Consider the following 14,994-nt stretch of genomic DNA (forward strand, 5'->3'; position numbering starts at 1 on the left):
GATTTTTTAAAGGGATCCATCTCCTTTGTAATGTGTAGAAGATGTGGGATGTTCAAGAGCATCTTCCTTAATAATTAATTCTGTTAATTTTTCCAGCCTATTAGGTTTTATTAATGGCCCAAGGGAATCGAGATAAGGATGAGAGACATTGGGTTGATAGATATTGAATTGACCTAAATGGTCCCTAAAACTTTTTAATGGTTGTCCAAGTCGCAATATGCCCAATTCCCGACTTCTTTTTACTCTTGGTATGTTGAGTTCCAGTGGAATAATTTCTTCGGTGCCTTCCGATTTGTGAATGACCATGCCGTCTGGTCCGCAGACGATGGAACGTCCCGTACCTCCCGTATCCAAACCGTTGACATCAAAGAAGTAGCATTGGTTCACTGAAGCCATGGCCCTGACTATGGACAATTCAATATCCCGGTCTATAGTTCCCGAAAGTGTAGGATGTAATATGACTTCAGCTCCCATCGACACTAACGTTCGTATCGTTTCTGGAAACCACATATCGTAACAAATAGAAACGCCAAATCGACCAACATCTGGGACATCGAAAACACAAAACTCGGTTCCCGGGGTTACACCGGTCTCATAGGGGTAAAACGGAAACATTTTGCGATAACGCGTCACGATTTCACCATTTGGATTGATTACAGTAGCAGTATTGTAAATCTTATTATCACTCTTTTCAAATATTGAACCCGGAATTAACCATATTCCATATTTTTTGGCCATGGCCTGCATTTCCGATTCAAAATTATTGGGAATCTCCTGTGCGGTATGCGTCAATGGGCCATAGGCACACAATTCACTGAACATCACCATTTCTATCCAAGGATAAAGGTTCATGGTAATGTCAAGTTTTAATTTCATCATTTCCACATTGGAAACTACGGCCGATACCTTCATCTGTATCCCTGCTATTGCAAATGGTCTCATATTTATATTTTGGTGGCTTTTTTAATTTCGTTTTCTAATATTGACATTCCTTTGTGCAATTGTTCATTAGTTATAACCAAAGGGGAGAGTAATCTGATAATATTTTTGTGGGTTCCGGCACTAATAAGGATGAGACCATTTTCAGCACATCCCCGTACGATGCGATCACATATTTCTGAATTAGGTTGAGTAGGGTCGCCATGTTTTACAAACTCCATACCTATCATGGCTCCAATTCCTCGAACATCCCCAATATCTGGGCATATCGCTTTCAGTTGCATCAAACGGGTCATAATGATTTCGCCTACTTCTTTGGCCCGCTGATTAAGGTCAATGTCTTTCATATATTGTATGGTAGCCAAAGCTGCGGCACAACATACCGGACTTCCAATGTATGTGCCACCAATAGTTCCAGAAACGGCAGAATCCATAACATCGGCGCGTCCAACAACGGCTGCAATAGGAAGACCAGAACCCATGGATTTTGCATAAGTGCTAATATCAGGCTGTATACCATAATGTTGCCAACTGGCCCAATGTCCGGTTCTGCAAAATCCGCTCTGCACTTCATCCGCAATGAGCAGAATGCCATGTTCGGTACAAAACTCTCTTAAACCTTCCAGGTATTTTTTCGGGACTGGATTGAACCCCCCTTCACCTTGAATGGGTTCCAAAATAATAGCGGCCACACTTTTGATATCGACGATATTGAGAGCACTCTCACGAAGTCTTTTGAGCTCATCTTTAACAAATGTTTTTTCATCGCGCGAACCACTATAGCGGTATAGATTCGGAAAAGGAAGTCTATACACCTCTGGTGCAAATGGCCCGCAATTGTATTTATAACCTACCTTACTTGTTAAAGTCATTGCCATCATGGTGCGACCGTGATAAGCACCTGAGTAACAAATAATAGCAGGTCGTTTTGTGGCTTGTCTGGCTATTTTAATGGCATTCTCCACAGCCTCTGCACCCGTACTTACGAGCATAGCTTTGGTGTTATTCCCATGAGGGAGAATTTTAATCAATTCCTCACATAACCTGATATAAGGTTCATAAGTGACCACGTTAAAGCTGGTATGCAGATACAGTTCTGCCTGTTCTTTAATAGCTTCAACCACGGGTTCTGGACAATGTCCAGCATTGACCACCCCTATGCCCCCAGCAAAATCGATATGTTCATTACCATCAGCATCTGTAATAATAGCGCCTTTGGCTTTCATTACCGTGGCGGTATTAAAGACTCCCACGCCGTTTGCAACGACTTCTTTTCTGCGATTTAGAAGTTCTTGTGATTTAGTTATTTCGTCAATCATATTAATAGTTTTGTAGTGTTTTAAAATACGCTAAATAATGCTATTTTGAAAGTATTTAACGGTTATTTAATAATATTTCATTTTAATTTAAAAGAAAGCTGAAAAACGAGATAGGACAAGTAGTATGATTATCAGTGGCTAAAGAATCCGACCGCATCAAAAAATAAAAATAAAGGAAAATAGCATGAAAAATAATCCTCTAGGTGATCTGAAGTTGGTTGAAGCAGCATAATAAGTGAAGAACCGGAAGTTATAAACTGGTAGGAACAGTTGTTATTAAAAATAAAGCCTTTTAAATCGAAAGACTGCAAGGCTATTTGCAGAGAAAGAGGCTCCGCTGAACCTTTAATTTTATCAGTGATAGCAAGGTTTTCCTATTTTTCAAGAAGCCAAAAGGTAGCTTACAGGGTAACCGCTTTTGTAAGTCAACACATACTTTTTAAGAACTTAATAACATGGTAAATATAATTATTTTTTAAAATAATTAGTGTAATTAAAAATTCAATAAATAAATATGTAATTAATTAAACGGTTAAAATCGATTAAGTCTATCATTTTTAAATACCTCACCGAGCCTGATATTACGTTTGAATTCCTCTTAGACTCTAAGAAAAATTTCATTATTAGCATACAATTTTTTATTTATATTATTGATTTTAATTTATTTATAGCACTTTTTAAGCCCTTTATAGCACTTAAATAAACCGTTTTGTCGATTATGGGTAAGATTATTACGCTTGCATGCAAATATTTGTTACATTAAGTAGTTCATTTTCTTACCCTTATCTACAAATGAATATAGGTGTTTGTTTGGCGAAAACACTTAATTTTTCAGTTTTTTATCTCTTCCTACTTCTAATTTATTATACGGCAAATTCTAATATTAAATGTATTTGATTGTCGATTAATCCATAAGGTCATGAAATTTCAATTTTGTATCTATATTATTTCATTGCTGACACTTTGCTGCCGGGGACAATCAGATACCCAGCTTAAATTTCATCTTACAATAGAACGCCTGAATTCCTTTGAATTAGAACAAACAAAAAAAGATTCAACAAAAAATAATAAGGCTATTAGTGAAGCCTTCATGAACTTTAATCCCGTTATTTCTTTAAAGAATCCAAATAGTAATTTCCAAATTTTTAGCGATGTTGGTGACCTTTCACAGGTTACAATTTTTACAGTTTATCAATCAAAAAATATTTCTGGAAGCGAGGAATTATGGGGTATATATAATCAGGAATCGAAAATTACATTAACCACAAAAGATATTTCCTACGACGATAAAAAGTTAAGTTTTGAAGAAGGGATCAGTAGGGCACCTGTTCTCAATACCTACGTTCAATCTTACGGCAAAAGGAATGATAGTGTTGGTACAGGGAAACCGTATGTAAGTATTGGAACTTTTTCCGGTAATGATACAAAGGCGTTTCAAGGCGATTTGGCCGAAGTTTTGCTGTTTAACTGTCTTATAAGTGGTGAAAACAGGCAAACCATTGAGACGTACTTGGGATTAAAATATGGTATTACCTTGCATAATGGTATGGATTATATGTCTTCATATAAAAAGGAAATTTATGATATCGATCACAACCAAAATTATAGAAGTCGGATTGCCGGAATTGGGCGTGATGATATCACAGGATTGAACCAAAAACAATCGCGTAGTTCAGAGGAATCAGCTATGATTACCATTGGAATAGGGACGTTGGCATCCTCGAATAAGAAAAATGAAGAAAACATTACTAATGGTTGCTATTTGATTTGGGGTGATAATAATAAGGGGTCGGAAATAGTGGAAACCTCGAATTCCGGTTCATCTATACCAACTATGGATCGTGTATGGAATATTCAGGCTACAGGGGAACTAATTTCTGATTTAAGTACGAGTCTGGAATTGGATGTCTCCCAACTTAAAGATGCCAATAAAAATGATGACAACACCTATTTACTGGTAATTGACCGTAGTGGAAAGGCAACATTTCTTCCGGAAAACACCGAATATTTTGAGGCTGGTGAATCAACAGACGAAACCGTTTCTTTTAATGGATTGCATTGGGATACCGATAGTTCTGGTAGTGACGTTTTTACCTTTGGATTGAAAAAACCATTAGTAGCATCTTTGGAAACCTTCGAAGCCATTAACTGTGAAACGGGAAAAGGAAGATTAACCTTTAGCACCTCAGGTGGATTGCCACCCTATGAATATCAATTGGTGGAATCAAATTTTGTAAAAACGAGCTGGAACAGTACCCAGAATAAATTTCCCGAGCATATTTTGGATGATCTCTCTGAAGGCGAATATGTATTGGAGGTGACTGACAAAGCCGGGAATCAAACAGAAACCAATTATAACTTTGAAGCTCCTGAACCCATAAATATCGATATGGGTGCAGATAAAGAGATTCCCTGGGATACCAGAGAAATTACTCTTGATGCCACAATTAACTCAGAGGATAACATTACTTATAAATGGACCTCTGATAATGGGTTCTATAGTAATCAACCGAGTATTACAATAAGTGAACCGGGAGTTTACACGATAATCCTTACTTCGAGTCGGGGCTGTAAAGCGATAGATTCGATTAAAATCACTGAAAATAATATAACTGCCTTAAAAATATTCCCAAATCAGTCAAAAGACGGCTATTTTCATATTAAAATGAATCTTAAAGATCCTCAAAAAGTCTCAGTTTTTGTGTTTGATATGTTAGGAAGAAAAATTTCAACATTTAATTATACCGGGAAATCCTATTATGAAATAAAAGAATTCATTCCTACCTCTGGTGTTTATAACGTCATGATTCAGGCTAAAAATTTAAAAGCCAATAAAAAGTTGATAGTAGAATGACCATTGCAACCGAAATAGTATCTGATAACGAATCTAGATTATGAAGAAAAAGTACTATATATTTATGTTTTTCGGTATATTGTTTAATCTGGGGGTTCTCAAAGTGTTCTCCTTGGCTCATACTTTTTATCCCGTTGAACCAATTGCGCCATTGGAATGGTTTTATCCTTCGTCAGAACGGGAAGGCTATATAGGAGTTTTTAAAAATCTCCCACTAGACGATCCTTCCGATAACGTATTTACTGTATTCATAAAAGATTTACCCAAAGAAAATGTTGCGGTTTGGTTAACCTATGAGCTATATGGGATTGCTGATTATACTGGAATTTCACACAGTATTAATGACCAACTTGCTACAGGTGGAAGATTTGTTAGTACTTCAAATTATTGGCAACCTCAAAAGGAACGCATTAAAAAAGAATGGCTAAAGTCCGGAGAAAATCTAATAAGATTTACACTCCCTCAACAGTCAGGTTATAGCTATAAGATCCGGAAACTGGGTATTAAAATTAGAGCGATGGATACTGAAAACAGAACCATCGTAATTAATCAACCTGTTGATCGTATTTGTTCTAAAGATCAAGCCTATCTACAAGGTTTTTTAACCGGTAGAAATAGTGAAAAAGCTAAACTTTATATTGAAGGGGAGACAGTGCCTTTAATGTCTTCAGGATTTGAAACAGTTTTAAAAACACCGGATTCAGAACAAGTTTGGAGTACCATAGTAAAGGCCATTTTTCCAGATGGTGAAACTCTGGAAAAGCAGGTAACTTTTGAAAATTCCAACCGTTATAACCTGGCGAATAACATAGGTCTGCGAACATTTAAAACGAGAACAAATCGGTATATACCGGGAAAAACCTTTAATCTTGAATTGGCAGGAACCGAAGTTTCTCTTGGACCAAAAGCTTTCAGTCACTCCAAAGATTTGTCTATTCTTGCTTTAAGGGACGTAGATTATCCCTCATTGAACGCCAATATTAGAAATGTTACCAAAACCCATAATGGCTATAGATTTTTACCTTATGGAGCGACTCTAAAAGAAAAGGCAGTCATTTCAATGGGATATGATAAGCTCAAAATTCCCGATGGGTATACAGAAAATGATATACGAACTTTTTATTTTGATAATGAACTCAAAAAATGGATCGCACTAAAAAAGGTTGGATTGGATCAGGAGCGCCAGCGTATCATTTCTGAAACACATCAATTTACCGATATGATCAATGGCGTGCTAATAGTTCCGAATGCGCCTGAGACTTTAGGTTACATCCCCACAACTATGCAGAACATGAATGTGGCAAATCCTTCAATTGAGGTAAATACAATAGAACCTCCTCAGGCTAATGCCATGGGAACTGCAACACTGTCGTACCCCATTGAAATTCCGGAAGGACGTCAAGGGATTCAACCAGAAATTAATTTACAATATAGCAGTGATGGAGGTAATAATTGGCTTGGGCTAGGTTGGGATTTACAAATGGGTAGTGTAACCATTGAAACGCGCTGGGGTGTCCCTCGCTATTTGAATGATAAGGAATCGGAAACCTATTTGCTGAATGGAGAGCAACTTTGGCCGGTGGCTCATCGTAATGAATTTGTGGCAAGAACACCGGAAAAACGATTCTATAAACGTGTGGAAGGTGATTTCTCTAAAATAATTCGTCATGGCGATAATCCAACCAATTATTGGTGGGAGGTAACCAGTAAATCAGGAATACGTTTTTCTTATGGCGGTGCTTCCAAATTGGCTGGAATAGATCCAAATGCGGTATTAAGAGATGCTGATAACAACATTGCGAAATGGGCTTTGGTGGAAATGCGGGATTTAAATGGGAATTTTTGTAAATATGAGTATAGTAAAGTTCAGGATCCCGGTGTTTCCCGGGGCACTGTTCAGGGATACAATATTTATCTCAATAAAATAACCTATACTGGATTTGAGACCTCAGCAGGTAATTATGAAGTCGATTTTATAAGAGACCGGCAATTGGGGGAAGACCTCCGGAAAGATGTGTCGATAGACGCTTTACTAGGTTTTAAAATGGTTACCGCTGATTTACTTCGTAGGATTGAAATATATTTTAAAGGTGAAAAGATCCGTAGCTACGAACTCAATTATGTCGAAGGAGCCTTTTTTAAAACATTATTAAATCGAATAACCCAATTGGATGCCTCGGATAATGTTTTTAATCATCACGAATTTACTTATTACGACGATGTTAACTCTGAAAATGGATATGATCCGTATCTGCCGGATTCAAATTGGGAGGGGCCTGATGATGACGTACCCGGAAATAGGTTTCTTGATAAATCTTCTATGTTGGGTGGCTCAAGATCTGTAGGTGGAGGATTTGGAATGGCTGTTACAGTTGGACCTTTTGACGGATTGCTGTTTACTAAGGATAATACGGCCGGGGCAAATGTAGGGGCCAACCTTTCAAGATTTAACGGCTTGATTGCCTTCGTTGATATTAACGGGGACGGACTTGACGATAAGGTTTTTAAATCAAAATCTAATGCCGGGCTCTTTTTCCGACCAAATTTATCGGATAAACAAGGAAATATTGTTTTTGGTGAACCCATAGAAATATCCGGGGTTTCGGATTTTGAAGTGGGTTGGAACAATAGTGTGAACAGGGGGATAGAATCGAATTTTATTGTTCGGGCAGCCAAAGATAATGCTATTAGTACAAATGTTACCAACACTTACTTTGCTGATGTTAATGGAGATAAGTTGATGGATATTGTTAAAAGAGGAACCGTATATTTTAACCATTTAGTAAATGGGGTACCAACGTTTTCAACAACAAGTGCGGGTACGCCAAGCCCAATTTTTGCCAATAATGCCATTGATGGCGATATTGTGGAACCGGAGACTGACGAAGAAAAACAGAAGAAAATTGACGACAATCCACTGCATGATGTTATTCGGGTTTGGGAAGCACCTTACACAGGAATTGTAAATGTTTATGCACCCGTATCACTACTAAAACCTGAGGATCCTGCTGTAGTGGGTACTGAGGATGGGGTTCGCGTTGCTATTCAGCATAATGGTGCAGAACTTTGGAGTAAAATAATTAGTCCTGAGGATCTTAATCAACATCTTCCTGCTAGTGTTGCTGCCATCTCTATAACCGCAGGTGACCGAATTTATTTCAGAGTTCAATCTATCGAGAACGGTACTAATGATCAGGTGATCTGGAAACCCATAATTACTTATTTAAATTTTGGTTCACAACGCATGGATGCCAATAATCTGCCGGTTTTTCAGTTCAATTCCTATAAAGATTTTTTAATATCGGCACCCATGTCGATTGGTATGCCAATTGATGGAACGATAACCATAGAGGGCAGCTTAACAAAACCTCAGACATCCGATAATATGATATTGGAGATTGTTAAAGAAGGTAAGGGCACTGCCGAAGTGAGTACTTTAACCATTACCAAAGCGCCTATTTTAGCTCGGAAATGTAAAATAATTTTAAATGGATTAGAACATGTACTTCCTACCACTCGAGGAACGGAAAACGATGCTGCTACTGAACTAAATAAGGAAATTAACAAAATAACAGGTTACCGATCTACAGTTTCGGACAATGTCATCACTATAACCTCAGATTATTATAGAAGTGAAATTGATATGGAATTTGATCCCTACAGAGCTCCTAGTATGAAAGCGGAAGCCAAAACTACAGTTCAAGGGGAGAATGGCGATCGTAAAGTTTTTAAGCATCTGGATTTAGAATGGAATGATGTAGAGATGAATACTGATATTACCTTAGAAAATGTTAACGTAGAAAAGGATGATGATTTATTTTTCAGATTAATATCTGATACGGACCTTCCATGGCCTGAATTAGAATGGCATCCCAGAGTGTTTTATACGGCATCATCAGATCCGGATTTTGCGGAGGTGACTGACGATGAAGGCAACCCGCTTTTGGAATATTTCCCTGTTGTTGATCAGAGTATTTATAATAGGAGTATTAGTCCTACGGGATCCTGGAAAACAGTGCAAAAAGACACAATTAACGTTTTACCAAAATTACCTTTTGATATCATAATCCATTCAGATGATATTACAGTGGATGATAATGAAAATGAGATCATTTTCACTATCAAAAAGGCAAACGAGTTGGTTTACAAGGAAGAAAAAGAAGTGGTATTTGTCCCAATTCCCTTCAACGGATTAGATGCTTACAGGGTAGAATTACCTGACGATTTTTCCTCAAAAGAATTGATAGTTGATGATAACGAAGAATACTTTTTCGATTTCTACTTAAAAAATACAAAAGTGGCATTAAGTATGGTGCCTTCAGAGGTTGAATTAACTATTAAGGATAAAGTCATTCCAATTACTGCAGGAATTCATACCATCAGGGCAGATGAACCTATTTTCGGTTGTATGTATAGAGGCTGGGGACAATTTGCATATAATGGTAATCGTGACCGTGGCAAGAAAACCATAAATGAAAAGGATCTGAAATTTGATGATTCCTATTATAATGACAATTCCGATATTGACGGTACGGAATCACCAGATGATATTTTGGATAGCTTTGAGAACTCCGGGGGTAACGATCCTTCCAAAACCCTTTTTATTTATATGACTCCGGATGTGCGAAAGCATGCTTATTTAGGCTATGATGACTTAACATACGTAAAAAGGGATAGCATAAGTTCATCCAGATTAGGAATGGACGATATCAATCAGATCTCGCCTATCATTGAAGATGGTCCTGACGGTGGTACGGGAACAAAGGCTATTAGATTGGTCAATGTCACTTATAATCGAAGTTACCAGGGTGGTTTCAGACAGATTGTGGTTAACCTTAGTTTGGGGACCACTAATCAAAGCTATAATTACATGGATATGAATGCTGATGGCTATCCCGATATAGTTTCCTTGTTAAAAATTCAATATACCGAGCCTACGGGTGGCTTTCAAAAAAAGGCCTTCAGCCTGGGTTCTGATCTGAATGGCTCAGATATTACCATTCATGGTTCTCTGGGTGTCAACGGAGGAGGAGAATTAATTAATTCAAATAGATTTACAAAAGCAAAACGAGGAAATAAATCCAGTAAAACAGGAAAAAATGCGGCGGCACAAGGTACTGTAGGATTAAACGGCAGTATTAATGGGGATTCGGTAGCTTTTTCATTTATGGATATCAATAGCGACGGACTCCCTGATAAAGTGAGAGCTGATGGGAGTGTCGCTCTAAATTTAGGTTATAAGTTCAGTGATTATGAAAACTGGAATTTTCTTGGAATTAATCAAGGGCAAACTATTAGTGTAGGAGCTGGTTTAGCTGTAAATATAAGCTATGGAAGTATTGAGGCCGGATTGGGTATCACACGAAGTTGGAATATTCCCCGCTTAAATTTGCAGGATATTAATGGGGATGGGTTGTTAGATTGGATCCTGGATGATGAGATTGAGCTTCCTTTCGATCTTGATAAAGTTAAGGAATGGGACCCTGAAAAGTATAATGATTTTAAAGCGCCTTTGGATTCTATTATTCCGAAAAAAGATATCGAGGTTCGAATAAACACCGGAAATGGATTTTCGGAACGTATACCCTGGAAAAATGCAAAAAAAATCGGAAAAGAAAAAACATTAGGGTCTTCAATAAATGCGGCCTTCACAGCTTGTATTCCTATTGTGGTCCCCCCGGGAGTTCCTGTAGCTAAAGTGTGTTTTAATCCGGACGCCGACGTAAGTCGAGGATTCAGTAAAAGCACCTATAAGATTTCTGATTTTGATGGTGATGGATTCCCTGATCTATTAGCTTCGAATAGTCAAAATCACATGCAAGTCAATAAATCCACAATAGGTAGAACAAATCTTTTAAAAAAAGTTATCAGGCCTCTTGGCGCCACTTTAGTCCTTAGCTATAAAAAAGAGGGTAATACTTATGATCTTCCGGAAAGCCGTTGGACACTATCACAGGTTGAAATATTTGATGGGTTTAAAGGTGATGGCGTTGATACTTTGGTGAATACCTATGAATATGAAAATGGCAAGTATAATCGCAATGAGCGTGAGTTTTATGGTTTTGGAAGCGTCATAACCCATAATCTTGACACCCAACATAACCGCAGTATTTACAGGTCGATCATTGAAAATTACCATACGGATAATTACTATAGTAAAGGACTTTTAGCCACAATGATCGTCGAGGATGCTGAAGGCCGCAAATTCACCGAAACTGAAAGTATCTATGTTTTAAGAGATATTCATTCAGGTGAGATCGCATCAAATACCAACACGGATGATGGTGCATTTTTTCCCGCCTTAGAAAAAACCCAAATACAGTATTACGAAGGACAATCTGAACCGGAGAAAAGTTCCAGTCAGGAATATAAATATGATGCTGTTGGAAATTTGATTAAGTATACCGATTTTGGAGATGAAGGTAGCGACGACGATTATACTACATTTATAAGTTATCACCACATTCCGTCTGCTTACATTATCGATATTCCTTCCGATATTGTGGTTAAAAGTAATGGAAAAACCTATCGGAAACGAACCTCCGAAATAGACCAGAATACCGGAAAGATCACTAAGCTTAGCAACTATTTAGAAAATGGGGATAAAGCAGTTTCTGATATGACCTATGATGAATTTGGGAATTTAACTGAAATCAAACATCCTGAAAATATTGACGGTGATCGATTTTTCTATAAATACCAATATGATCCGGAGGTTTCAACTTACATTACTTCGGTTACTGATGCCTATGGTTATACGTCAAATACGGATTATGACTATCGGTTTGGTAAAATGCTGTTAAATACAGACTTCAATAATCAACCAGTCAAATATGAATTGGATGATGTGGGTAGAGCAATTAGTATTACAGGACCATTGGAACTGGCCCAGGGCAAACCCTATACCATGGCTGTGGAATACAATATCAACAGTGATGTCCCTTATGCAAGAACAAAGCATTACGATCCGCGGCATCCAAACAATGATATGGAAATCATCACTTTTATTGATGGCTTAAAAAGAATGATTCAAATAAAAAAAGATGCTTCGGTTTTTACTGATAGATCTGCCCAGGATGAAGAAAAAATGATTGTTTCTGGTATTACTGAATATGATGCTTTTAGCCGGAAAATGAAGAATTATTATCCAACTACGGAAACAAAAGGTAGTGCTACTCAGATGAGTATTATTCGTGATAATGTAAATCCTACCATATTTACTTACGATGTTTTAGACCGTATTATCCAAACAACGGATCCCGATGGTACACTATCTTTACGAAATTATGGCTTTGGAACAGATAGGGATGGAAAAATTGAATTCAGCACAAAAATTATCGATGGAAATGGTATCGTTAAAGAAAGTTTTAAAAATTTACGTCAATTAACAACTTCCGTTAGAGAACAATATAGTCAGGGTAATGACGTATGGACTAGTTACAAGTATAGCCCTGTGAATTCCCTTGTAGATATTACAGATGATCAGAAAAATCATATAATAATTAATTATGATTGGTTTGGCCGACGTACTGAGATCACCCATCCAGATTCTGGAACTACCAGTTATGTTTTTGACCTGAGCAATAATCTTATTAAAAAAACAACGGCTAATCTTAAAAAAATCGAAAGTGCGATTACATATGGCTATGAATTTGAAAGATTAACCCATATTTCCTATCCTGAAAACCCACAAAACAATGTGAGCTATACTTATGGAAAGGCTGAAGCCGAAGGAAATGGTGCCGGTCGTGTGGTGTTACAGGAAGATGCTACCGGAGTTCAGGAGTTTTACTATAATCCGTTAGGTGCCCTTAACAGAAGTATCCGTACAATTGTTATTCCCGATAAAAAACCGCTGACTTACGAAACGCGCTGGGATTACGACACCTGGGGAAGGTTACTTGAAATGACCTATCCTGATAAAGAACAGGTAACTTACAGCTATAATTTAGGAGGTAATTTAGCCTCCATGGTAGGTGATAAAGAAGGTAGAAAAAGCGATTATTTAAAACGCTTAGGATACAATAAGTTTGAACAATTGGTGTATTTGGGTTACGGAAACGGCACCGAAATGGATTACAGCTATTTTACGAATGATTTTGGTTTGCTGCAGTCATTGGAAGCCCATGATCCCAACAATCGAACGTTGATGGATAATCATTACACCTATGATGATGCTGACAATATATTACGAATTCAAAATAAGGCCACAAACAAGCGAAGTAATCTCATGGGGGGTGAAAGTGATTATAACTTAAAATATGATGATCTGTATCGTTTGACTTCAGCTTCCGGAATTCAACAAAAGGCATCTCGTGAGAACCAGTTTGAACTTGAAATGTCCTATAACAGTCTCAATAACATAACCTCAAAAAATCAAATTCAGAAATTTAAAAATCAAAAGCAAAAAGATTGGGTCACTCGTAAAAAAATGACCTTTAATTACAAATATGATTATGATGAAGATCAACCTCATGCCCCTATTCATATAGGAGATCAGACTTTTACGTATGATCTCAACGGAAATCTTACAGGTGTAATCCGGGATCAAAGTGGTCGGGAACGTAAACTGGTTTGGGATGAAGAGAACCGTATCATGGCCATCGCTGACAATGGAGCTATTTTCAGTTATGTATATGATGCCGATGATCACCGTGTCCTTAAAAGCAATGGTGGAGGTCAAATGGTAGCGATTAACGGCGATGTAAAAGCAGGAAGAGGTAGTATTGGTAATTATACGGTCTATGTAAATCCATATGTTGTAGTTCGTAATAGTATGGTTACCAAACATTATTATATGAACGGCCAGCGTATTGCTACAAAACTAGTAGAAAGCAATGAAGGCCTGCTTCAAAAAAGGGCGGGAGAAGGGAAGTCGTCACCAATTAATTATCAGGTTAAACAAGGGCAGCTTAAGGGCGGATTAGCAAAAACCTATGCGGCTCTGGGTATTCCTTTAGAAGATTGGGAAAGTGAGGAGCGATTGTCAGATTCCAATCAGGAATCCTCCGATACCAGGGGTCAAAATACAACTCAAACAACCCAACCAGGAATCCCAAATAAAAAAGGTGTCTTCATTTATTATTACCACCCAGACCACTTAGGTAATTCCACATATATTAGTGATGGGAACGGAAATGTGACCCAATATGTAAAATATCTTCCATTCGGAGAAACCTTTATTGAAGAACATGGTAATACAGAACGAACACCTTACCTATATAACGGTAAAGAACTTGATGAAGAAACAGGTTTGTATTATTATGGTGCACGCTATTATAATCCCAATACTAGCGCATGGCTATCAATTGACCCTTTGCTAGGGAATGAATATTTACAAAATAAACCTCATAAAGGGGTATTCAACCCCATTAATTTAGCAGGTTACAGCTTTGCGGGCCAAAATCCGATCAAATATACAGATCAAGAAGGTAATGAAATTGTTAAAAATTCTGTTTATGAAGGAAGCGGAATAGTGCGAATAATGGCCGATTATTTTGAAAGACAGTCAGGTAATGAAAAACCATATTCCTTCGATAAGAAAAAGAATCGATATTTTTGGTCTGGAGGACCGTTAGCAATGGAATCAGCCTTGAAAAGTGCTAAAAAGAATAATGCGATTACACTGGAAATGACATTAGAAGGTCAGAATCTCGAAAAATTGACCGAAATTCTAGGTTTTGAGGTGACTGAGAATTTATGGAAGCAATTATCATCTGGTTATGCTTCTGGAGCAACAGGAAATGTTAAGGTATTCAGACGACTTATTTTGAGAGAGGGAAATATCTGGGAGAATCAGGAAATGAATATAATTTTTAGAATAAATAAGAAGTACAGAAGGCAAGGTAAAATTCCAACAAAAATTGTAGGTAAATAGACTTG

General features: G+C 37.5%; 4 protein-coding genes. 2 read left to right on the top strand and 2 right to left on the bottom strand.

The window, feature by feature from the left end; genetic code table 11:
* Positions 1–6: 6 nt before the first annotated feature.
* A complete protein-coding gene (locus tag MR054_RS13270; protein WP_242086860.1) occupies positions 7–942 on the bottom strand; it encodes a carbon-nitrogen hydrolase family protein in 936 nt (311 codons plus the stop codon).
* Positions 943–944: 2 nt separating this feature from the next.
* Entirely contained in the window at positions 945–2,258 is a 1,314-nt protein-coding gene (locus MR054_RS13275; RefSeq protein WP_242158316.1) for an aspartate aminotransferase family protein, read from the bottom strand.
* Between the two features lie 919 nt (positions 2,259–3,177).
* Here MR054_RS13275 and MR054_RS13280 point away from each other — a divergent pair.
* On the top strand, positions 3,178–5,112 hold the full coding sequence (locus MR054_RS13280; protein ID WP_242158317.1) for a DUF8202 domain-containing protein: 1,935 nt from the start codon (positions 3,178–3,180) through the stop codon (positions 5,110–5,112).
* Between the two features lie 40 nt (positions 5,113–5,152).
* Entirely contained in the window at positions 5,153–14,989 is a 9,837-nt protein-coding gene (locus MR054_RS13285; RefSeq protein WP_242158318.1) for a SpvB/TcaC N-terminal domain-containing protein, read from the top strand.
* The last annotated feature ends 5 nt before the right edge of the window (positions 14,990–14,994 follow it).

This window comes from Aestuariivivens sediminis (assembly GCF_022662105.1).
Lineage (GTDB): Bacteria > Bacteroidota > Bacteroidia > Flavobacteriales > Flavobacteriaceae > Aestuariivivens > Aestuariivivens sediminis.